At 67.9% G+C, this 22079-nt stretch carries 23 protein-coding genes; 22 read left to right on the top strand and 1 reads right to left on the bottom strand.

Going from position 1 to position 22079, the window contains the following annotated elements; genetic code table 11:
* The first annotated feature begins 266 nt into the window (after nt 1–266).
* The 16 genes from rpsB to Q0741_RS17365 all read left to right on the top strand — a co-directional run bounded on the left by rpsB (nt 267) and on the right by Q0741_RS17365 (nt 15307).
* Nucleotides 267–1013 (top strand): 30S ribosomal protein S2, encoded by a 747-nt coding sequence (gene rpsB, locus Q0741_RS17290; protein WP_298234438.1) that lies wholly within the window; start codon nt 267–269, stop codon nt 1011–1013.
* 78 nt (nt 1014–1091) lie between these two features.
* Nucleotides 1092–1988, top strand: coding sequence for a translation elongation factor Ts (gene tsf / locus Q0741_RS17295; protein WP_298234439.1), 897 nt, complete (start codon nt 1092–1094; stop codon nt 1986–1988).
* 97 nt (nt 1989–2085) lie between these two features.
* A complete protein-coding gene (gene pyrH, locus Q0741_RS17300) occupies nt 2086–2796 on the top strand; it encodes a UMP kinase (protein WP_298234440.1) in 711 nt (236 codons plus the stop codon).
* A 12-nt stretch (nt 2797–2808) separates the two neighbouring features.
* Complete coding sequence (frr, locus tag Q0741_RS17305) at nt 2809–3369, top strand: ribosome recycling factor (RefSeq protein ID WP_298234441.1); 561 nt, start codon at nt 2809–2811, stop codon at nt 3367–3369.
* Nucleotides 3370–3392: 23 nt separating this feature from the next.
* Complete coding sequence (gene uppS / locus Q0741_RS17310; protein WP_298234442.1) at nt 3393–4136, top strand: polyprenyl diphosphate synthase; 744 nt, start codon at nt 3393–3395, stop codon at nt 4134–4136.
* A 10-nt stretch (nt 4137–4146) separates the two neighbouring features.
* A complete protein-coding gene (locus Q0741_RS17315) occupies nt 4147–4971 on the top strand; it encodes a phosphatidate cytidylyltransferase (RefSeq protein ID WP_298234443.1) in 825 nt (274 codons plus the stop codon).
* Between the two features lie 55 nt (nt 4972–5026).
* Entirely contained in the window at nt 5027–6220 is a 1194-nt protein-coding gene (gene ispC / locus Q0741_RS17320; RefSeq protein WP_298234444.1) for a 1-deoxy-D-xylulose-5-phosphate reductoisomerase, read from the top strand.
* Nucleotides 6217–7578 (top strand): RIP metalloprotease RseP, encoded by a 1362-nt coding sequence (gene rseP, locus Q0741_RS17325; RefSeq protein ID WP_298234445.1) that lies wholly within the window; start codon nt 6217–6219, stop codon nt 7576–7578. Before ispC ends, rseP begins: the two co-directional genes overlap by 4 nt.
* A 12-nt stretch (nt 7579–7590) precedes the next feature.
* Nucleotides 7591–9891: an outer membrane protein assembly factor BamA gene (bamA, locus tag Q0741_RS17330; RefSeq protein WP_298234446.1), complete on the top strand. Its 2301-nt coding sequence runs from the start codon at nt 7591–7593 to the stop codon at nt 9889–9891.
* A gap of 5 nt (nt 9892–9896) precedes the next feature.
* Nucleotides 9897–10400, top strand: coding sequence for an OmpH family outer membrane protein (locus Q0741_RS17335; protein ID WP_298234471.1), 504 nt, complete (start codon nt 9897–9899; stop codon nt 10398–10400).
* 97 nt (nt 10401–10497) lie between these two features.
* Nucleotides 10498–11523, top strand: a complete 1026-nt coding sequence (gene lpxD, locus Q0741_RS17340) for a UDP-3-O-(3-hydroxymyristoyl)glucosamine N-acyltransferase (protein WP_298234447.1) — start codon at nt 10498–10500, stop codon at nt 11521–11523.
* The gene (gene fabZ / locus Q0741_RS17345; RefSeq protein ID WP_298234448.1) at nt 11520–11960 is read left to right on the top strand and encodes a 3-hydroxyacyl-ACP dehydratase FabZ; all 441 of its coding nucleotides are present in this window, start codon (nt 11520–11522) and stop codon (nt 11958–11960) included. Before lpxD ends, fabZ begins: the two co-directional genes overlap by 4 nt.
* 10 nt (nt 11961–11970) lie before the next feature.
* A complete protein-coding gene (lpxA, locus tag Q0741_RS17350) occupies nt 11971–12762 on the top strand; it encodes an acyl-ACP--UDP-N-acetylglucosamine O-acyltransferase (RefSeq protein WP_298234449.1) in 792 nt (263 codons plus the stop codon).
* A 1-nt stretch (nt 12763) separates the two neighbouring features.
* A complete protein-coding gene (gene lpxB / locus Q0741_RS17355; protein WP_298234450.1) occupies nt 12764–13918 on the top strand; it encodes a lipid-A-disaccharide synthase in 1155 nt (384 codons plus the stop codon).
* The gene (rnhB, locus tag Q0741_RS17360) at nt 13887–14528 is read left to right on the top strand and encodes a ribonuclease HII (protein ID WP_298234451.1); all 642 of its coding nucleotides are present in this window, start codon (nt 13887–13889) and stop codon (nt 14526–14528) included. The genes lpxB and rnhB overlap by 32 nt, the downstream gene beginning before the upstream one ends.
* Nucleotides 14525–15307, top strand: a complete 783-nt coding sequence (locus tag Q0741_RS17365; RefSeq protein ID WP_298234452.1) for an RNA methyltransferase — start codon at nt 14525–14527, stop codon at nt 15305–15307. Before rnhB ends, Q0741_RS17365 begins: the two co-directional genes overlap by 4 nt.
* On the opposite strand, the gene Q0741_RS17370 is transcribed toward Q0741_RS17365, so the two are convergent.
* Complete coding sequence (locus tag Q0741_RS17370) at nt 15301–16122, bottom strand: pyruvate, water dikinase regulatory protein (protein ID WP_298234453.1); 822 nt, start codon at nt 16120–16122, stop codon at nt 15301–15303. The genes Q0741_RS17365 and Q0741_RS17370 overlap by 7 nt on opposite strands.
* A 199-nt stretch (nt 16123–16321) precedes the next feature.
* Here Q0741_RS17370 and ppsA point away from each other — a divergent pair, with 199 nt between their 5' ends.
* The 6 genes from ppsA to dnaB all read left to right on the top strand — a co-directional run bounded on the left by ppsA (nt 16322) and on the right by dnaB (nt 22069).
* Nucleotides 16322–18718 (top strand): phosphoenolpyruvate synthase, encoded by a 2397-nt coding sequence (gene ppsA / locus Q0741_RS17375; protein WP_298234454.1) that lies wholly within the window; start codon nt 16322–16324, stop codon nt 18716–18718.
* 216 nt (nt 18719–18934) lie between these two features.
* Complete coding sequence (gene rpsF, locus Q0741_RS17380) at nt 18935–19297, top strand: 30S ribosomal protein S6 (protein WP_298234455.1); 363 nt, start codon at nt 18935–18937, stop codon at nt 19295–19297.
* On the top strand, nt 19297–19623 hold the full coding sequence (priB, locus tag Q0741_RS17385; protein ID WP_298234456.1) for a primosomal replication protein N: 327 nt from the start codon (nt 19297–19299) through the stop codon (nt 19621–19623). Before rpsF ends, priB begins: the two co-directional genes overlap by 1 nt.
* A 57-nt stretch (nt 19624–19680) precedes the next feature.
* Nucleotides 19681–19971 (top strand): 30S ribosomal protein S18, encoded by a 291-nt coding sequence (rpsR, locus tag Q0741_RS17390; protein WP_028999160.1) that lies wholly within the window; start codon nt 19681–19683, stop codon nt 19969–19971.
* A gap of 15 nt (nt 19972–19986) precedes the next feature.
* Nucleotides 19987–20439 carry a 50S ribosomal protein L9 gene (rplI, locus tag Q0741_RS17395; RefSeq protein ID WP_298234457.1) on the top strand — a complete coding sequence of 151 codons (453 nt, stop codon included), beginning with the start codon at nt 19987–19989 and terminating at the stop codon, nt 20437–20439.
* A 220-nt stretch (nt 20440–20659) separates the two neighbouring features.
* Complete coding sequence (gene dnaB, locus Q0741_RS17400; RefSeq protein ID WP_298234458.1) at nt 20660–22069, top strand: replicative DNA helicase; 1410 nt, start codon at nt 20660–20662, stop codon at nt 22067–22069.
* The last annotated feature ends 10 nt before the right edge of the window (nt 22070–22079 follow it).

A 22079-nucleotide genomic window follows, 5' to 3' on the forward strand; every position in this document is an offset into this window, starting at 1 on the left:
CTCAGTATGCGCTCGACGTCAACTTGATAACGAACCTCTGACTCGCGCCACTAGCTCAAGCGTTGCAGGAGGGCAACGTCGGGGCAAGCTTCGCGCAGGTGCTACAATCTTCGGGTTTTTCCCCAGCCAGGCATGGTGCTTGGCGCGCGGCGAAAAACGTGACTCGCGATGCCGGCGATTCCCAAGGTGTCCCTCCTGCGCTCTTCTCGGGCGCAAACGCAGGGATTTCACGCCGGCCTCAAGACCCAACCTTCTGGAGCTTTTCCATGTCCGTCAGCATGCGTGAAATGCTGGAAGCCGGTGTCCACTTCGGGCACCAGACGCGCTTCTGGAACCCCAAGATGGCCCCGTACATCTACGGCCATCGCAACAAGATTCACATCATCAACCTCGAGAAGACGCAGCCGCTGTTCGAGGAAGCGATGAAGTTCGTGCGCCAGCTGGCGTCCAAGCGCGGCACCATCCTGATGGTGGGCACCAAGCGCCAGGCCCGTGATCTGGTCGCCATGGAAGCCCAGCGTTGCGGCATGCCCTACGTCGACCAGCGCTGGCTCGGCGGCATGCTGACCAACTTCAAGACCGTCAAGGGCTCGCTGAAGAAGCTCAAGGACATGCAGGCTCAGGTCGAGGCCGGTACCCAGCCCGCGATCAAGAAGGAAGCGCTGATGTTCCAGCGCGAGATCGCCAAGCTGGAAAAGGACATCGGCGGCATTGGCGACCTGACCGCGCTGCCCGACGCCCTGTTCGTGATCGACGTGGGTTACCACAAGATTGCCGTGGCCGAAGCCAAGAAGCTGGGCATTCCGGTTGTGGGCGTGGTGGACACCAACCACTCTCCCGACGGCATCGACTACGTGATCCCGGGCAACGACGATTCCGCTAAGGCCGTGGCGCTGTACGCGCGCGCCGTGGCTGACGCCGTGCTGGAAGGCAAGGCCAACGCCACCAACGATCTGGTGCAGGCCGTGTCCGGCGGCGGCGACGAATTCGTCGAGGTCCAGGCCGAGGCCTGATCCGTCACGCGCCGGATGCGACCGGCCTGACGAAGGGGGCTGCTTACAGCCCCCTTTTCACAATCAACGGAGATTCATATGCCCGCAATTACCGCAAGCATGGTCGCCTCGCTGCGCGCCAAGACCGACGCGCCGATGATGGAGTGCAAGAAGGCGCTGACGGAGGCCGACGGCGACATGGATCGCGCCGAGGAGATCCTGCGTGTCAAGCTCGGCAACAAGGCCGGCAAGGCCGCCTCCCGCATCACCGCCGAGGGTGTCGTGGCCGCTGCCGTCAACGGCACGACCGGCGCGATGGTCGAAGTCAACTGCGAAACCGACTTCGTCACCAAGAACGACTCGTTCCTGGCTCTGGCCAAGAGCATTGCTGGCCTGATCGCCCAGCACAACCCGGCCGACGTGGAAGCCATCGGCGCGCTGCCGCTGGAGCAGGACGGCTTCGGCCCGACGGTGGAAGACGTGCGCAAGGGCCTGATCGGCAAGATCGGCGAGAACATGTCCATCCGCCGCTTCAAGCGCTATGAGGGCGGCGGCAAGCTGGCTTCGTACCTGCATGGCACGCGCATCGGCGTGATCGTGGAGTACGAGGGCGACGACGTGGCGGCCAAGGACGTGGCCATGCACGTGGCGGCCATGAAGCCTGCGGCGCTGTCCGGCGCCGAGGTGCCTGCCGAGGTGGTGGAGAAGGAGCGCAAGATCGCCGCCGAGAAGGCTGCCGAGAGCGGCAAGCCGGCCGAGATCGTGGCCAAGATGGTCGAGGGATCGGTGCAGAAGTTCCTCAAGGAGGTCTCGCTGCTGGACCAGGTCTTCGTCAAGGCTGCCGACGGCAAGCAGACCGTGGGCGCGATGCTCAAGGAGAAGCAGACGACGGTGAAGGGCTTCACGCTGTACGTGGTCGGCGAGGGTATCGAGAAGAAGGCCGACGACTTCGCCGCCGAAGTGGCCGCGCAGGTCGCCGCCGCCAAGGGCCAGTAAGCCCGGCACGCCCCGCGTGCGTTGACGCAGGGCACGGGGCCGCCGTGGGCGGCCCCTTAGACTCACCCACTCTCACTTCTTCAGGGAGAACCGCCGCATGCCGGCCTACAAGCGCATCCTGCTGAAACTTTCGGGCGAGGCCCTGATGGGCGATGATGCCTATGGCATCAACCGCGCCACCATCGTGCGCATGGTGCGCGAGATCCAGGAGGTGACGCAGCTGGGCTGCGAAGTAGCCGTGGTGATCGGTGGTGGCAACATCTTCCGTGGCGTGGCTGGTGGGTCCGTGGGCATGGACCGTGCCACGGCCGACTACATGGGCATGCTCGCCACCGTCATGAACTCGCTGGCCCTGGCCGACACGATGCGCCAGGAGGGCGTGACCGCCCGCGTGATGTCGGCCATCAACATCGAGCAGGTGGTGGAGCCTTACGTGCGGCCCAAGGCGCTGCAGTACTTGGAAGAGGGCAAGGTCGTGGTGTTCGCCGCGGGCACCGGCAACCCCTTCTTCACCACCGACACCGCCGCCGCGCTGCGCGGCGCCGAGATCGGCGCCGAGGTGATGCTCAAGGCCACCAAGGTCGATGGCGTCTATACCGCAGACCCGAAGAAGGACCCCGACGCGACGCGCTACGCGCGCATCAGCTTCGACGAGGCCATCGCGCGCAATCTGCAGGTGCTCGATGCCACCGCCTTTGCGCTGTGCCGCGACCAGAAGCTGCCGATCAAGGTGTTCTCGATCTTCAAGCCCGGCGCGCTCAAGCGCGTGGTCATGGGCGAGGACGAGGGCACGCTGGTGCATGTGTAAGAGGAGCTATCGATGAGCATTGCCGACATCCGCAAGACGGCCGAACAGAAGATGGGCAGGACCATCGAGGCCTTCAAGCAGGAACTGCAGAAGGTGCGTACCGGCCGCGCCCACCCCGGGCTGCTGGACCAGGTGCACGTGGAGTACTACGGCTCGATGGTGCCGCTGAGCCAGGTGGCCAACGTGAGCCTGCTCGATGCGCGCACCATCAGCGTGCAGCCGTGGGAAAAGGGCATGGGCCCCAAGATCGAGAAGGCCATCCGCGAGTCCGACCTGGGCCTGAACCCGGCCGCGCAGGGTGACCTGCTGCGCGTGCCGATGCCGGCGCTGACCGAGGAGCGCCGCAAGGAGCTCACCAAGGTCGTGCGCCACGCCGGCGAGGACGCGAAGGTGGCCGTGCGCAACCTGCGCCGCGACGCCAACGAGCACGCCAAGAAGCTGCTCAAGGACAAGGCCATCACCGAGGACGAGGAGCGCCGCAGCCTCGACGAGATGCAGAAGCTCACCGACCGCACCGTGGCCGAGATCGACAAGCTGGTCGCGGCCAAGGAAGCCGAGATCCTCGCGGTCTGACCGCGGCACGGCGTGTCCTTCTGATGCAGCACCCGTCCGTGGAGCAAGGCCAGCGCATTCCGCGCCACGTGGCCATCGTGATGGATGGCAACGGCCGCTGGGCCAAGCGGCGTTTCATGCCGCGCATCTTCGGCCACAAGCACGGCGTGGATGCGCTGGTGCGCACGGTGCAGGCCTGCGCCGACCGTGGCATCGAGTACCTCACGGTCTTCGCCTTCTCCTCCGAGAACTGGAAGCGGCCCACCGACGAGGTCTCCGGGCTCATGGGCCTGGTGCTGGTGGCGGTGTCCAAGTACCTCACCAAGCTGGAGAAGGAGGGCGTGCGCATCCGCATCATCGGCGACCGCGCCGCTGTCTCCGAGCGCGTGCGCGCGGCCTGGCAGCAGGCGGAGAACGCCACCGCGCACAACACCCGCATCACGCTGTCGGTGGCCTTCAACTACGGCGGCCGCTGGGACATCGTGCAGGCTTGCCGCCGCGCCCTGGCGCAGGGGCTGCGCCCCGAGGAGCTGGACGAGGCGCGGCTGGGCCAGCTCATGGCCATGGGCCACGCGCCCGATCCCGACCTGTTCATCCGCACCGGTGGCGAGGTGCGCATCAGCAACTTCCTGCTGTGGCAGGTGGCGTATTCCGAGCTGGTGTTCACCGATTGCCTCTGGCCCGAGTTCGGCGAGGCGCAGCTCGATGCCGCGCTGCGCGACTACGCCTCACGCGAGCGCCGCTTCGGCGGCGTGCCCGACGCTCAACCGCAGGCGCTGCGCGCCTGAGGAGCTTTCCATGCTCAAGCAGCGCGTGATCACGGCGCTGGTCCTGCTGGGCCTGCTGATCCCGGCGCTGCTGGCGCCCGATGCGCGCTGGTTCGCGCTGCTGACGCTGGCCTTCATCGGCGCGGCCGGCTGGGAGTGGATGCGCCTCAACGGCGCGGCTTCCGGCGTCGCCATCGCCCTGGGCGTGGCGCTGGCCGCGGCCTGTGCCGGCGCGCTGGCCGCGGGCTGGACGCAGCGGCCGCCCACGCCGGCCTGGGGCCTGGCGGCCGTGGCCTGGGTGCTGGGCGGCGTGCTGGCGCTGCGCGCTGGCGTGGCGGGCTGGCCCCGCCTGCCTAACGGGCTGCGCATGGCGCTGGGCCTGCTGCTGCTGTGGTTGGGCTGGCTGGCCCTGGCGCAGGCGCGCGCGCTGGGCCTGAACTTCATTCTTTCCGTCTTCTGCCTGGTGTGGATGGCCGACATCGCGGCCTACTTCGGCGGACGGCGCTTCGGGCGGCGCAAGCTGGCGCCGGCCATCAGCCCGGGCAAGAGCTGGGAAGGCGCCGTCAGTGGCCTGCTGGGCGTGCTGGTGCTGGCGCTGCTGTGGCTGACGCTGGACGGGGACGGCTCCAGTCTCTACGGCCGCCTCATGGCCGCGCACGGACCGGCGCTGCTGGTCGTGGGCGTGCTGCTGCTGGTGGGCATGAGCGTGGTGGGCGACCTGTTCGAGTCCCTGGTCAAGCGCGCGGCCGGCGCCAAGGACAGCAGCACGCTGCTGCCGGGCCACGGTGGCGTGCTCGACCGCATTGACGCGCTGCTGCCCGTGTTCCCCATCGCGCTGGCGCTGGCCGCGCTCTGACACTCCGCCCGCGGCCGCATTCCTTTGCGCGCGGGCCTCTTCGAGATCCATCGTCATGACTTGCAGCAAGCAGCGGCTCACGATCCTGGGCGCCACCGGCTCCATCGGCACCAGCACGCTGGACGTGGTGGGGCGCCACCCCGAGCGCTACGAGGTGTTTGCGCTCAGCGCGCACCAGCGCATCGAGGAGCTGGCGGCGCAGTGCCTGCAGTGGCGGCCGCGTTTCGCCGCGGTGGCTGACGAGGCCGGCGGGCAACGCCTGCGCGCGCTGCTGCGCGACGGTGGCTGCACCACCGAGGTGCTGAGCGGCCCAGAGGCGCTGTGCGAGCTCGCGGCGCATCCGGAGGCGGACGCGGTGATGGCCGCCATCGTCGGCGCCGCCGGCCTGGCACCGTGCCTGGCCGCGGCGCGCGCGGGCAAGCGGCTGCTGCTGGCCAACAAGGAGGCGCTGGTGGTGGGCGGGCAGCTGTTCATGGACGCGGTGCACGCCGGCGGCGCCACGCTGCTGCCCATCGACAGCGAGCACTCCGCCATCTTCCAGTGCCTGCCCGACGACCGCGGCGCCTGGGCCGAGCGCATCGACCACATCATCCTCACTGCCTCGGGCGGTCCCTTCCGCCAGCGCGACCCGGCCTCGCTCACGGCCGTGACGCCGCAGGAGGCCTGCGCCCATCCGAACTGGGTCATGGGCCGCAAGATTTCGGTGGACTCGGCCACCATGATGAACAAGGCGCTGGAGGTGATCGAGGCGCGCTGGCTGTTCGAGCTGCAGCCCGAGCAGATCCGCGTCGTCATCCATCCGCAAAGCATCATTCATTCGATGGTCGTGTGCCGTGACCGCTCGGTGCTGGCGCAACTGGGCACGCCCGACATGCGCGTGCCCATTGCCGTGGGGCTGGCGCATCCGCAGCGCATCGAGTCCGGCGCCGAGCTGCTGGACTTCACCCAGCTGTCGGCGCTGACCTTCGAGCCGCCGGATCCCGAGCGCTTCCCGGGGCTGCAGCTGGCCTTCGACGCGCTGCACGGGCCTGAAGGCAGCACGGCTGTGCTCAACGCTGCCAACGAGGAGGCCGTTGCCGCCTTCCTGGATGGCCGAATCGGCTTCACCGACATCCACCGCGTCAACGCCGCCACCATCGAGCGGGTGCAGCCGCAACTTCCCGTGCAGGCGGCGCTGCAGGACCTGCTGGCCCTGGACGAGCGCGCACGTGCCCAGGCCCGGCAGTTCGTCAAGGGGTTGGGGAGATGAGCACGCTGCTGGCCTTCCTGCTGACGCTGGGCGTGCTCGTGGTGGTGCACGAGTACGGGCACTACCGCGTGGCGCGCGCCTGCGGCGTCAAGGTGCTGCGCTTCTCGGTGGGCTTCGGCAAGGTGCTGTGGCGACGCCAGAAGGGCGATACCGAGTTCGTCGTCTCGCTGCTGCCGCTGGGCGGCTACGTGCGCATGCTCGACGAGCGCGAGACGCCGGTGGCGCCGCACGAGCGCGATCAGGCCTTCAACAACAAGCCGCTGTGGCAGCGTGCGGCCGTCGTCGCGGCCGGCCCGGCGGCCAACCTGTTGCTGGCGGTGCTGCTGTACACGGCAGCCAGCTGGCTGGGCACGCAGGAGCTGCGGCCCGTGTTGGGCGCGCCAGCGGCGGGCAGCCTGTCCGAGCGCGCCGGCATGCGCGCGGGCGACTGGGTGCGTGCCGTCTCGCGCGACGGTACTGAGTGGCAGGATGTGGAGTCCATCGCCGATCTGCGCTGGCACGTCACGCAGGCAGCGCTGGGCGGCGAGCGGCTGCAGCTCATGGTGAGCAACGCGCAGGGGCAAGGCACGCACAACCTGGTGCTGGACCTGCAGAGCGTGGCGGGCCAGGAGGTCGAGCCCGCGCTGATGCAGCGCATCGGTCTGGGCGCGCCCTACAGCGAGCCGGTGCTGGGCGAGATCAAGCGCGACGGGCCGGCTGAGCGCGCTGGACTGCGTGCCGGCGACCGGGTGCTGCGTGTGGACAACGTGCCGGTGCTGGATGCCGGCAGCCTGCGCGAGCGCATCGCCGCCAGCGTGCGCGACGGCGAGCCGCAGCCCATGCGCTGGCAGATCGAGCGCCGCGGCCAGACGCTGGAGCTCACGGTGCAGCCGCGGCTGCACGGCGAGGGCCCGCGCGCCATCGGCCGCATCGACGCCTACGTCGGCCGTCCGGCCGAGACGGTGCTGGTGCGCCGCGGACCCGTCGAAGGGCTGGTGCAGGGCGCGCAGCGCACCTGGGAGGTGTCGGCGCTGACGCTGCAGATGATGGGCCGCATGCTCGTGGGCGAGGCCTCGCTCAAGAACCTCTCCGGCCCGCTGACCATTGCCGACTACGCGGGGCAGTCCGTGCACCAGGGCTTGTCGTACTACCTGGGCTTCCTGGCGCTGGTGAGCGTGAGCCTGGGCGTGCTGAACCTGCTGCCGCTGCCGATGCTCGATGGCGGACACCTCATGTATTATCTTTTCGAGGGTTTGACCGGACGCCCGGTCTCGGAGCTTTGGCTCAAGTGGCTGCAGCGCGGTGGCGCGCTGATCCTTCTGCTGCTGATGACCCTCGCCCTGTCCAACGATCTGGTCCGCCTTCTGGGCCAGCACTGACGCGCGCTTTCGATGCTGTTTCCCTGTTCTGTGAGCCCGCTGCGCCCTGTGGTGGCCAGCGTGGCGGTGGTGGCCGCTGCCTGCGCCTTGCCCGCGACGGCGGCCGAGCCCTTCGTGCTGAAGGACATCCGCATTGAAGGTCTGCAGCGCACCGATCCCGGTACCGTGTTCGCGGCACTGCCCTTTCGCATCGGTGACACCTATACCGACGAGAAAGGCTCCGCGGCACTGCGCGCGCTCTTCGCCACGGGCCTGTTCCGCGACGTGCGGCTGGAGGTCGAGGGCGAGGTGGTGGTGGTGGTGGTCGATGAGCGCTCCATCATCTCCACCGTCAGCTTCGTGGGCCTCAAGGAGTTCGACCAGGACACGCTGCTGAAGTCGCTGAAGTCCGCGGGCATCGGCGAAGGCTTGCCCTTCGACCGCGCCACGGTGGACCGCGCCGAGCAGGAGATCAAGCGCCAGTACCTCTCCCGCAGCCTCTACGGTGCGGAGGTCGTCACGACCATCACGCCGCAGGAGCGCAACCGCGTCAACGTCACCTTCACCATCGTCGAGGGCGAGACGGCGCGCATCAAGGACATCCGCATCGTCGGCGCCAAGGCCTTCTCCGAGCGCACGCTGCTGGGCCTGCTGGAGCAGACCACCGGTGGCTGGCTGACCTGGTACACCAAGACCGACCGCTACTCGCGCGCCAAGCTCAACGCCGACCTGGAGACGCTGCGCGCCTACTACACCAACCGCGGCTACCTGGAATTCAACGTCGAGTCCACCCAGGTCACGATCTCGCCGGACAAGCAGGAGATCTCGATCACGATCTCCATTCGCGAGGGCCAGCCCTACACCGTTACCGGCGTGAAGCTCGAAGGCGATCTGTTGGGCAAGGAAGACGAGTTCCGCTCGCTGGTCAAGGTCAAGCCCGGCGAGCCCTATCGCAGCGAGGACGTGGCCGAGACGGTGCGCTTGTTCACCGAGCGCTTCGGCTTCTACGGCTACGCCTTCGCACGCGTGGAGTCACGTCCCGAGATCGACCGCGCCAACGGCCAGGTGTCGCTGGTGCTGGCGGCCGACCCGCAGCGCCGCGTGTACGTGCGCCGCATCAACGTCGCAGGCAACACGCGCACGCGCGACGAAGTGATCCGGCGCGAATTCCGCCAGTTCGAGTCGTCCTGGTACGACGGCCAGCGCATCAAGCTCTCACGCGACCGCGTGGACCGCCTGGGCTACTTCAAGGACGTGGCGGTGGACACCGAGGAGGTGCCCGGCGCGCTGGACCAGGTGGACCTGACCGTCAACGTGACGGAGAAGCCCACCGGCAACCTGATGCTGGGCGCGGGCTTCTCCAGCGCCGAGAAGCTCACGCTCTCTGGCTCGATTCGCCAGGAGAACGTGTTCGGCAGCGGCAACTACTTGGGCGTGGAGGTCAACACCAGCCGCTACAACCGGCAACTGGTGCTCTCCACCGTAGATCCCTACTTCACCATCGACGGCATCTCGCGCGCGGTGGACCTGTACTACCGCACCAGCCGCCCCATCAACAGCCAGGGCGAGGACTACAAGCTCATCACGCCCGGCGCCGCGGTGCGCTTCGGGGTGCCTTTCTCCGAGTACGACACGGTGTTCTTTGGCATCGGCATCGAGCGCACGGAAATCGAGGGCAGCGCGCTGCCCAAAGCCTACAGCGACTATCGCAACAGCTTCGGTGACACCGCGCTGTCGGTGCCGCTGACGCTGGGCTGGGCACGGGACCAGCGCGACAGCGCCCTGGTGCCCACGCGCGGGCGCTACCAGCGCGTCAACGCCGAGCTCTCCGCCGGAGGTGATGCGCGCTACCTGCGCACCAACTTCCAGGTGCAGCAGTACATCGCGCTGGGGCCGCGCTTCACGTTGGGCCTCAATGCCGAGCTGGGCTACGGCAAGGGGCTGGGCGGGCGGCCATATCCGGTGTTCAAGAACTTCTACGGCGGCGGCCTGGGTTCGGTGCGCGGCTTCGACCAGGGCTCGCTGGGCTTGGTGGACCCGACCGGCGCCTACCTCGGCGGCAACCGCAAGCTCAACCTCAACGCCGAGCTCTACGTGCCCATGCCGGGCTCGGGCAACGACAAGACGCTGCGCCTGTTCGGCTTCATGGACGCCGGCAACGTCTGGTCCGAGGCTGAGAAGATGCAGCTCGACGACCTGCGTGTGTCCGCCGGCATTGGCCTGAGCTGGATCTCGCCAGTGGGTCCGCTCAAGCTCAGCGTGGGCACGCCGGTGCGCAAGCAGCCGGCAGATAGAATTCAACGTTTCCAATTCCAGATCGGGACTGCGTTTTGATGAACATGGGTGGATGGAAGTCGCTGGTCTTCGCCGCGGCGCTGGCGGCTGCCGGTGCTGGCGCGCAGGCCCAGGAACTGAAGATCGGCTACGTCAACAGCGAGCGTGTGCTGCGCGAAGCCACGCCGGCCAAAGCTGCACAGAGCAAGCTGGAAGCGGAGTTCGGCAAGCGCGAGAAGGAGCTTGCCGACATGGCCACGCGCCTGAAGGCCGCCTCGGACAAGCTGGAGAAGGACGCTCCGACGCTGAGCGAGGCCGAGCGCACGCGCCGCCAGCGCGATCTGGTCGAGCAGGACCGCGACTTCCAGCGTCGCCGTCGCGAGTTCCAGGAAGACCTCAACCAGCGCAAGAACGAGGAGCTGGCTTCCGTGGTCGAGCGTGCCAACAAGGTGATCAAGCAGATCTTCGACCAGGAGAAGTACGACCTGATCCTGCAGGAGGTCGTGTTTGCCGGTCCGCGCGTGGACATCACCAAGAAGGTGATCGACGCGCTCAACGCCGGCAAGTGATGCCGTCGTGGCCGCCCCGGCGGGCGTGCCGCATTCGCTGCCTCGCGGCCGCCCTCGGGCGGCCGCAGCCTTTGCCCCTATGAGTGAGCCTGCATCGATGAGCGTCGTGCTTTCGGACATCGTGGCCGCCCTCGGCGGCGAGTTGCTGGGCGACGCGTCGGTGCACATCGCCGCCATCGCGCCGCTGGAGTCCGCCGGGTCCTCGGACATCAGTTTCCTGTCCAACCCGCGCTACCGCAGCCAGCTTGGCAGCACGCAGGCCGGATGCGTGATCGTGGCGCCGGCGCTGCGTGACGAAGTCGCCGCGCGCCGCGCCGCCATCATCACGCCCGATCCGTACCTCTACTTCGCACGGCTGACGCAGTGGTGGGCCGTGCGCACGCGCCCCGCATTGCCTGCAGGCGTGCATCCGTCCGCGGTGGTGGAGGAGGGCGCGCAGATCGACCCCACGGCCCGCGTCGAAGCGCAGGCTTTCGTCGGTGCCGGCGCGGTGGTCGAGGCCGGCGCCGTGGTGGGCGCGCAAAGCTGCGTGGGTCGCGGCGCGCGCGTGGGTGCGCATTCGCGCCTGGCCGCACGCGTGGTACTGGGTGAGCGCTGCACGCTGGGGCGGCGCTGCATCGTGCATGGCGGCGCGGTCATCGGCGCCGACGGCTTCGGCTTTGCGCCGAACCAGGGCCGCTGGGAGAAGATCGAGCAGCTCGGTGCCGTGCGCATCGGCGACGACGTGGAGATCGGCGCCAACACCTGCATCGACCGCGGCGCCCTGGGTGACACCGTCATCGAAGATGGTGTGAAGCTCGACAACCTGATCCAGGTCGCCCACAACGTGCACATCGGCGCGCACACTGCCATCGCGGGCTGCGTGGGGATTGCCGGCAGCACGCGCATCGGGCGCCACTGCACCATTGGCGGTTCCGCCAACATCATTGGCCACATCGAGATCGTGGACCAGGTGCATGTCTCGGCCTGCACGTTCGTGAGTCGCTCGATCCGCCAGCCGGGCCACTACAGCGGCTCCTTCCCCTTCGACGACAATGCGAGTTGGGAAAAGAACGCAGCCACGCTGCGCCAGCTGCATGCGTTGCGCGAGCGCCTGAAGGCGCTCGAAAAGAAGATCACATGATGGACATCCACCAGATTCTCAAGAAGTTGCCCCACCGCTACCCGATCCTGCTCGTGGACCGGGTGCTGCAGGTGGAAAAGGGCGAACGCATCGTGGCGCTCAAGAACGTCACCATCAACGAGCCCTACTTCGTCGGCCATTTCCCGCACCGGCCGGTGATGCCGGGCGTGCTGATCCTCGAAGCGCTGGCGCAGGCTTCGGCTTTGCTGGCCTTTGCCACCGACAGCACCGAGCCCGACGAGAACACGGTGTACTACTTCGTCGGTATCGACGGCGCGCGCTTCAAGCGCCCGGTGGAGCCGGGCGACCAGCTGCACCTGGACGTGACGCTGGAACGCATGAAGGCCGGGATCGCCAAGTTCAGCGCGCGCGCGCTGGTGGACGGCGAACTGGCCGCCGAGGCACAGCTCATGTGCACCATCCGCAAGATCGCCTGACGACGCACGCATGGCCCTGATCCATTCCACCGCACTCGTGGACCCGGCGGCCGAACTGGCCGAGGACGTCAGCGTCGGCGCCTACACGATCATCGGCCCCGAGGTCGTGGTCGGCGCGGGCACCCGCATCGGGCCGCACTGCGTGATCGAGGGCCGCACCCGCATCGGCCGCGACAACCAGATCTTCCAGTTCAGTTCGCTGGGTGCAGCGCCGCAGGACAAGAAGTACGCCGGCGAACCCACCGAACTGCACATCGGCGACCGCAACACCATCCGCGAGTTCTGCACCTTCAACCGCGGCACGGCGCAGGACGCCGGCGTCACGCGCGTGGGCAACGACAACTGGATCATGGCCTACGTGCACATCGCGCATGACGTGCAGCTGGGCCACAAGACGATCCTGGCCAACAACGCGACGCTCGCCGGCCACGTGCACGTGGGCGACTGGGTGATCGTGGGGGGTCTCACCGGTGTGCACCAGTTCGTGCAGATCGGCGCGCACGCAATGATCGGCTTCGCCACGGCGCTGTCGCAGGACGTGCCGCCGTTCATGATGATCGACGGCAACCCCGCGCAGGCGCGTGGCTTCAACGTCGAAGGGCTGCGCCGGCGCGGCTTCAGCCGGGCCCGCATCGCGCAGGTCAAGCAGATGCACAAGCTGCTCTACCGCGAGGGGCTCACGCTGGAGAACGCCAGGGCGCAGATCGAGGCGCTGCGCGGCGGTACCGATGCCGATGGCGATGCCGATCTGGCGCTGATGCTCGAATTCCTGGAGCGCGCCAAGCGCGGCATCGTGCGCTGACATGGCATCCATCGCAGGCGATCCTCGCTTCTCGATGGTCGCCGGCGAAGCGTCCGGCGATCTCCTGGCTTCGTTGCTCCTGGGCGGCCTGAAGGCGCGCTGGCCGGGTCTGTCGGCCACCGGCATCGGCGGGCCGAAGCTGGCCGCGCAGGGGTTCACGGCTTGGTGGCCGAGCGAGAAGCTGGCTGTGCACGGCTATGCCGAGGCGCTGCGCCACTACCGCGAGATTTCCGGCATCCGCGACGCGCTGGCCGAGCGGCTGCTGCGGGAGAAGCCGGACCTGTTCATCGGTGTCGATGCACCCGACTTCAACCTCGGCCTGGAAGCGCGGCTGAAGACGGTGGGCATCCGCACCGTGCACTTCGTTTGCCCGTCGATCTGGGCTTGGCGCGGCGGCCGCGCCAAGCGCCTGGCGCGCAGCACCGACCACGTGCTGTGCCTCTTCCCCTTCGAGCCCGAACTGCTGCGCGGCCACGGCATCCAGGCCACCTACGTCGGCCATCCGCTGGCCGACGCGATCCCGCTGCAGGTGCCGCGCGCAGCGGCGCGCGCGGCACTGGGTCTGCGCGACGACGAAGCGGTGTTGGCCGTGATGCCAGGCAGTCGCCGCGGCGAGATCACGCACCTGCTGCCGGCCTTCCTGGGTGCGGTGCGACTGCTGCACGCGGCGCGGCCGCAGCTGCGCTTCGTGCTGCCGGTGGCACCGGGCCTGCGAGGCCTGGTCGATGCACAGATCGCTGCGCATGGCGCGGGGCTGCCGCTGGTGCTGCTCGACGGCCGCTCGCACGAGGCGCTGGCCGCCTGCGACGCCACGCTCATCGCCAGCGGTACCGCCACGCTGGAGGCGGCGCTGTTCAAGCGGCCGATGGTCATCGCCTACCGCATGGCAGCACTGAGCTGGCACATCATGAAGCGCATGCGCTACCAGCCCTGGGTCGGGCTGCCCAACATCCTGTGCCGCGACTTCGTGGTGCCCGAGCTGCTGCAGCACGACGCCACGCCCCGCGCGCTGGCCGACGCGGTGCTGCAATGGTTCGATGCCCCGCAGCGCGCGGCCGCGCTGGAACAACGATTCATGGACCTACACCACCTGCTGCGGCGCGACACGGCCCGCACTGCTACTGATGCAATCGCGCGACTGCTGGATGGAGCCTGAGCAGATGGCGCTGTGCTTCGACGTGCCCGGACTCATGGCCGGCGTGGACGAGGCCGGGCGCGGCCCGCTGGCCGGCCCGGTGGTGGCGGCGGCCGTGATCCTGGACGACGACAACCCGATCGAGGGACTGGCCGACTCGAAGGCGCTGACCGCGCGCCGGCGCGAACTGCTGTTCGACCAGGTGCGCGCCCGCGCGCTGAGCTTCTGCATCGCCGAGGCCAGCGTGGAGGAGATTGATCGGCTCAACATCCTGCACGCCACCATGCTGGCGATGAAGCGCGCCGTGGAGGGCCTGCGCCTCAAGCCGGCCAAGGCGCTGGTGGACGGCAACCGGCTGCCGCCGCTGCGCATTCCGGCCGAGGCCATCGTGCGTGGCGACGCGCTGGTGCCCGCGATCTCGGCTGCCTCCATCCTGGCCAAGGTGCATCGCGACCGGTTGTGCCAGCAACTGCATGCGGCGCATCCGCACTACGGCTTCGACGTGCACAAGGGCTATCCGACGCCCGCGCACTTGGCGGCGCTGCGCGAGCATGGCGCCAGCGAGGTGCACCGGCGCAGCTTCAGGCCTGTGCGCGAGGCGCTGATGGCCCGCACCGGAGCGCCGGCATGAGCGAGCCGCTGCGCGTCACCTCGCGCGACAACCCGCTGCTGGTGAAGCTGCGCAAGCTGACGCAGGACCCGGCGGCCTACCGCAAGCTGGGCCTGGTGTGGCTGGAGGGCGACCACCTGTGCCGGGCGCTGCTGGCACGCGGCCAGCGGCCGGCGCAAGCAGTGGTGAGCGAATCCGGCTGGCTGCAGCCGGCGCTGCGCGAGCTCGCCGCTGCGGCGCCCAAGGCGGTGGTGCTGCCGAATGCGCTGTTCGCCGGTGTCAGCGCGCTGGAGTCGCCCGCGCGCATCGGTTTCACATGGGTGCCGCCGGCACAGAACGAGGTCGCTGCGGGACAGGCCGCCGTGGTGCTGGACCGGGTTCAGGACGCCGGCAACCTCGGCAGCATCCTGCGCAGCGCCTCGGCGCTGGGCTTCGCGCAGGTGATCGCGCTCAAGGGCAGCGCGGCGCTGTGGTCGCCCAAGGTGGTGCGCGCAGGCATGGGCGCGCATTTCAACCTGCGCCTGGTCGAGGGCGTGGAGATCGAGGCACTGCAGGCGTTGGGGCTGCCGCTGGTGGCCACCAGCTCACACGCGGCGCTGCCAGTGCACGAGGCGACGCTGCCCTGGCCCTGTGCCTGGGTGATGGGCCACGAAGGGCAGGGCGTGCGCGAGGAACTGCTGCAGCGCTGCGAACTCACGGTGCGCATTGCGCAGCCCGGGGGGGAGGAGTCGCTCAACGTCGCCGCCGCGGCGGCGATCTGCCTGCACGAAACAGCGCGGCGCCGGGGTGCTGGTCAGTAGATGAGTCGGTCCGGGCGGATGTCGCGCAAGATGGTGGTGGCGATCTCCTCGATGGACTTGTGCGTGGAGCTGAGCCAGCCGATGCCTTCGCGGCGCATCATCACCTCGGCTTGGTGCACCTCCCAGCGGCAGTTCTCGATCGCGGCGTACCTGCTGCCCGGTCGGCGCTCATTGCGGATCTGGCACAGCCGTTCCGGGTCGATGCTCAAGCCAAAGCATTTGCGCTTGTGCGGCGCGAGCGAGGAGGGCAAATGCCCGCGCTCGAAGTCCTCGGGGATGAGCGGGTAGTTGGCGGCCTTGATGCCGTGCTGCATGGCCAGGTAGAGCGAGGTGGGCGTCTTGCCGCTGCGGCTTACGCCCACCAGGATCACGTCAGCGCTCTCCAGGTTGCGCGCGGATTGTCCGTCGTCGTGCGCCAGCGAGAAGTTGATGGCCTCGATGCGGTCGTTGTACTCCTCGCTCTTGGCCACATCCGAAAAGCGGCCGACGCGGTGGTTGGACTTGACGCCGAACTCCGCCTCCAGAGGTTCGACGAAGGTGTTGAACATGTCCAGCACCAGTCCTTGCGAGGCGCCCTTGACGATGCGGCGCACCTCCTCGTTGACCAGCGTGATGAAGACGATGGGACGCCTGCCTTCGCGCTGTGCGGTGGCCGCGATCTCTTCGGCCACTTGCTGCGCCTTCTCGACGCAATCGATGAAGGGGCGCCGCACGTGCCGATGCTTGGCCGGGAACTGGGCCAGGATCGAATTGCCGAAAGTCTCGGCGGTGATGCCGGTGCCGTCGGAGACAAAAAACACGGTGCGGTTGGGCATGATGTACAGCAAGAGAGAGTGTTGTGACGATCATAGGTGGCGGCTGCGTAGAATCACGCCCAATTCGCCTTGCGGCCCCGATGGCACGACTGCCCGGGCCTTCCAGATCCAAGAACATCAAGAACAAATTCACATCGGGCACGGTCTCGTGTCGGCGGCTGCGCAGGGCTCCAGTTTTTCCACCATCAGGAGCTTTTCCATGTCCAACCCCCAAGCCGCGACCGCCCTGGTCCTGCCTTTCGAGCAGCTGCGCATGACCGACGTCGAGTCGGTCGGCGGCAAGAACGCCTCGCTGGGTGAAATGATCAGCCAGCTCGCCGCCTCCGGCGTGCGCGTGCCCGGCGGCTTCGCCACCACGGCACACGCGTTCCGCGAGTTCCTCAAGTTCAACAACCTCACCGAAAAGATCAACGCGCGCCTGTCGGCGCTGGACGTGGACGACGTGCGCGCCCTCACCGAGGCGGGCGCCGAGATCCGCGGCTGGGTCACGGACGCGCCGTTCCCGCCGGCCTTCGAGGCCGCGGTGCGCGAGGAGTTCGCGCGGCTGACCGCGGACCATCCGGGTGCCAGCTTCGCCGTGCGCTCCTCCGCCACGGCCGAGGATCTGCCCGATGCGTCCTTCGCCGGCCAGCAGGAAACCTTTCTCAACGTTAGCGGCATCGAGGACGTGCTGCACAAGATGAAGGAGGTCTTTGCTTCCCTCTACAACGACCGCGCCATCAGCTACCGCGTGCATAAGGGCTTCGCGCACAGCGACGTGGCGCTGTCCGCGGGCGTGCAGCGCATGGTGCGCTCGGACCTGGGCGCCGCCGGCGTGATGTTCACCATCGACACCGAAAGCGGCTTCAAGGACGTGGTGTTCATCACCGCCAGCTACGGCCTGGGCGAGACGGTGGTGCAGGGTGCCGTCAACCCTGACGAGTTCTACGTGCACAAGCCGGCGCTGCAAGCGGGCAAGTTCCCCGTCATCCGCCGCAACCTGGGCTCCAAGCTCATCCGCATGGAGTTCGCCAGTCCCGAAGAAAAAGCCGCCACCGGCCGCCTGGTGCGCACGGTGGACACGCCGCCCGAGCAGCGCAACCGCTATTCGCTGAACGATGCGGACGTCATCGAGCTGGCCAAGTTCGCCCTGATCATCGAGCAACATTACGGTCGTCCGATGGACATCGAATGGGGCAAGGACGGCCAGGACGGCCAGCTCTACATCCTCCAGGCCCGTCCCGAGACGGTGAAGAGCCAGGCCGAAGGCAAGGTTGAGCACCGCTACAAGCTCAAGGGCAAGGGCACCGTGCTGGCCGAAGGCCGCGCCATCGGCCAGAAGATCGGCACCGGTCCCGTGCGCCTGGTGCGCAGCATCGCCGAGATGGAGCGCGTGCAGCCTGGCGACGTGCTGGTGGCCGACATGACCGACCCGAACTGGGAGCCGGTGATGAAGCGTGCCTCGGCCATCGTCACCAACCGCGGCGGCCGTACCTGCCACGCGGCCATCATCGCGCGCGAGCTGGGCATCCCGGCCGTGGTGGGCTGTGGCGATGCCACTGAGACGCTGTCCGACGGCGCGCTGGTGACGGTTTCTTGCGCCGAGGGCGACACGGGCTTCATCTACGACGGCCTGCTGGAGACCGAAGTCAGCGAGGTGCAGCGCGGCGAGATGCCCTACTGCCCCATCAAGATCATGATGAACGTGGGCAACCCGCAACTCGCCTTTGACTTTGCCCAGATGCCCAACGCGGGCGTGGGCCTGGCGCGGCTGGAGTTCATCATCAACAACAACATCGGCGTGCACCCGAAGGCCATCCTCGACTATCCCAACATCGACGATGACCTGAAGAAGGCGGTGGAGTCGGTGGCGCGCGGCCACGCATCGCCGCGCGCGTTCTACGTGGACAAGCTCGCCGAAGGCATCGCCACCATCGCCGCGGCCTTCTGGCCCAAGCCCGTGATCGTGCGCCTGTCGGACTTCAAGTCCAACGAGTACCGCAAGCTCATCGGCGGCACGCGTTACGAGCCCGATGAAGAGAACCCGATGCTGGGCTTCCGTGGCGCGTCGCGCTACATCAGCGGCGACTTCAGCGACGCCTTCGGCATGGAGTGCGAGGCGCTCAAGCGCGTGCGCAACGACATGGGGCTGACCAACGTCGAGATCATGGTGCCCTTCGTGCGTACCGTGGCCCAGGCGCAGCGCGTGGGCGAGATGCTCGCCGCACGTGGCCTCAAGCGCGGCCAGGACGGCCTGAAGCTCATCATGATGTGCGAGGTGCCCAGCAACGCCATCCTGGCCGAGCAGTTCCTGGAGCACTTCGACGGCATGTCCATCGGCTCCAACGACCTGACGCAGCTCACGCTCGGCCTGGACCGCGACTCCGGCCTGGAACTGCTGGCCAGCGACTTCGACGAGCGCGACCCGGCCGTGAAGGCGCTGATCTCGCGCGCCATCGCCGCCTGCCGCGCCACTGGCAAATACGTGGGCATCTGCGGCCAGGGGCCCAGCGACCACGCTGACTTCGCCGACTGGCTGGCCTCGGAAGGCATCGTGTCGATCTCGCTGAACCCCGACACCGTGGTCGAGACCTGGCAGCGTCTGGCCAAGCGCTGATTCATCACCAGTAGCCCTCAGCCGTGCCCACGCGCGGCTGCACGATCCCTTCAAAAGCCCGAGCCTGCTCGGGCTTTTTCACGAGGCTCAAGCCTTGAGCCCGCGAACCCGGGGCGTTGTTTGGCGCAACTTGCTATAATCGCGGGCTTGCCTTGCCGTCCCTCATGTTGACGCAGAGGGGCGGCTTCCGTTTTCTGGAACCCACAAGGAGTGTTCATGCGTCACTACGAGATCGTGCTGCTGATCCACCCGGATCAGAGCGAACAGGTTCCGGCCATGCTGGAGCGTTACAAGAACCTGGTCACCAACGCCGGTGGCAAGGTGCACCGCGTCGAGGACTGGGGTCGCCGTCAACTGGCCTACCTGATCCAGAAGCTGGCCAAGGCGCACTACCTGTGCCTGAACATCGAGTGCAGCAAGGAAACGCTGGGTGAGCTGGAGACGGGCTTCCGCTTCAACGACGCCGTGCTGCGCCACCTGACTGTGGTCAAGGACAAGGCCGAGACGACCCCGTCGGTGATGATGAAGGCCGTCGAGAAGGAAGAAGCCCGCAAGGCCGCGCAGGAAAGCGCCGCCTGATGAGCGCGGGCGCGTCAGCGCCGCTCGCGCAGGCCGTTGCCGGCGTCAACCGGCTGGTGCTCAGTGCCCAGCTCGTCGAACGCGGTGCCCTGCGCTACACCCCCGCCGGACTACCGGCCTTCGACCTGGGGCTCAAGCACGAGTCGCAAGTTCTGGAGGACGGCCTGCCGCGCCGGGTCTCGCTGGAGATCCGGGCCGTGGCGATCGGCGAGGTCACGCGGCGCGTCGGGGCGCTGGAGCTGGGAAACAGCGGCGAGTTCGCTGGTTTCCTGAGTGCCGGACGCAACGGACGCGGCCTGCTCTTCCATGTCACGGCGCTCGACTGAAACGGTCGTTCCCGCCGCACTGTTCGCAATTACGAATCTGGATTCAAGGAGTCAAACATGGCCCCGCCCCGTGGAAAAGGTCGCTTCTCGAAGGACCGCAAGCCCAAGCGCAACCAGCAGTCGCTGCTGTTCCGCCGCAAGCGCTTCTGCCGCTTCACCGTCGCTGGCGTCGAGCAGATCGACTACAAGGACATCGACACGCTGCGCGACTTCGTCGGCGAGAACGGCAAGATCACGCCCGCCCGCCTGACCGGCACGCGCGCGTTCTACCAGCGTCAGCTCACCAACGCCATCAAGCGCGCGCGCTTCCTGGCGATGCTGCCGTACAGCGACCAGCACAAGCTCTGATAGGGAAGCAGCACCATGCAAGTGATCCTGCTCGAAAAGGTCGCCAACCTGGGCAACCTGGGTGACGTCGTCAAGGTCAAGGACGGCTACGCCCGCAACTTCCTGATCCCGACCAAGCAGGCGCGCCGCGCCACCGAGGCCGCGCTCAAGGAATTCGAAACCCGCCGCGCCGAGCTGGAAAAGGCCGCCGCCGACAAGCTGTCCGCCGCCCAGACGCTGGGTGGTCAGCTCAATGGCCTGACCGTCCAGATCGCGCAGAAGGCCGGCGTGGACGGCCGCCTGTTCGGTTCGGTGACCAACGCCGACATCGCCGTGGCTCTGAAGGCCAAGGGCTTCGACATCGTCAAGTCGCAGGTGCGCCTGCCCAACGGCCCGCTCAAGGCCGTGGGTGAGTTCCCGGTGGCCGTGGCAGCCCACACCGACGTGGTGGTGGAGCTGACCATCAAGGTCGTTCCCGAAGCGGAATAAGCGCGGTTTTGCTCGCGTACAGCCGCCGCGGCGTTCGCGTCGCGGCAGCACCAAAGGGCCGGCCTTGCCGGCCCTTTTTGTTTGTCCGCCTGGCCGCTGCCTGGCCGTCCTGGGAGCGCCTAAGCCCGTATCGCAGCAGCGGTTTTTCGTGGGTTGGCGCGCTTCCAACGGCGCCAACCCTGTCCGTCCAGCGGTCCTGACCGCGCCGTATCATCCTTCGATGCCTGCAGTATTCCCACCCCGTGACGCCAGTTCCGCGCCGCGTGACGACGAGGTCGCCCGCCTGCGCGTGCCCCCTCACTCCATCGAAGCCGAACAGAGCGTGCTCGGCGGCCTGCTGCTGGACAACGGCGCCTGGGACCGCGCCGGCGACACGCTGGCCGAAGGCGACTTCTACCGCTACGAGCACCGGCTGATCTACGGTGCCATCGGCGCGCTCATCAACGCCAGCAAGCCCGCTGACGTCATCACCGTCTTCGAACAGCTGCAGAGCTTGGGCAAGGCCGAGGAGTGTGGCGGGCTGGCCTACCTCAACGCGCTGGCGCAGAGCGTGCCCAGCGCGGCCAACCTGCGCCGTTACGCCGAGATCGTTCGCGAGCGCGCCATCCTGCGCAAGCTGATCGAGGCCAGCGACGAGATCGCCACCAACGCCTTCAACCCGCAGGGCCGTGCCGTGTCGCAGATCCTGGACGAGGCCGAGGGCAAGATCTTCAAGATCGGCGAGGAGGGCTCGCGCCAGAAGCAGGGCTTCCAGGGCATGGACCATCTGGTGATGCAACTCATCGACCGCGTCACCGAACTGGCCGAGAACGGTGCCGAGGAGGTCACCGGCGTGCGCACCGGCTTCTACGACATGGACCGCATGACGGCGGGCCTGCAGCCGGGCGACCTGATCATCCTGGCTGCGCGCCCGTCCATGGGCAAGACGGCCTTCGCGCTGAATATCGCCGAGCACGTGGCGGTGCATGAAGGTCTGCCGGTGGTGGTGTTCTCTATGGAAATGGGCGCGGCGCAGCTGGCGCTGCGCATGGTGGGCTCGCTCGGCCGCATCGACCAGCAGCACCTGCGCACCGGCGCGCTGCGCGACGACGAGTGGAGCCGCCTCACCGAGACCGTGGACCGGTTGAGCAAGGCCAGCGTCTTCATCGACGAGACGCCGGCTCTCAATCCCGCCGAGTTGCGTGCGCGCGCCCGGCGCCAGGCGCGCCAGTGCGGGCGCCTGGGGCTCATCGTCATCGACTACCTGCAACTCATGAGCGGCTCGTCGGGCTCCGAGGAGAACCGCGCCACCGTCATCGGCGAGATCTCGCGCGGCCTCAAGGCGCTGGCCAAGGAACTGCACTGCCCGGTGATCGCGCTGTCGCAGCTCAACCGCTCGGTGGAAACGCGGCCGGACAAGCGGCCGATGATGAGCGACCTTCGGGAATCGGGCGCCATCGAGCAGGACGCGGACGTGATCATGTTCATCTACCGCGACGAGTACTACAACAAGGAGTCCAAGGAGCCCGGCGTGGCTGAGGTCATCATCGGCAAGCAGCGCAACGGCCCTGTGGGCACCGTAAAGCTGACCTTCCTGAAGCCGCTGACCAAGTTCGACAACCTCGCCCCCGGCAGCGCCGTGGACTACTGAAGCGCCCCCT

The sequence above is a fragment of the uncultured Azohydromonas sp. genome, from assembly GCF_937926365.1.
GTDB lineage: Bacteria > Pseudomonadota > Gammaproteobacteria > Burkholderiales > Burkholderiaceae_C > Azohydromonas.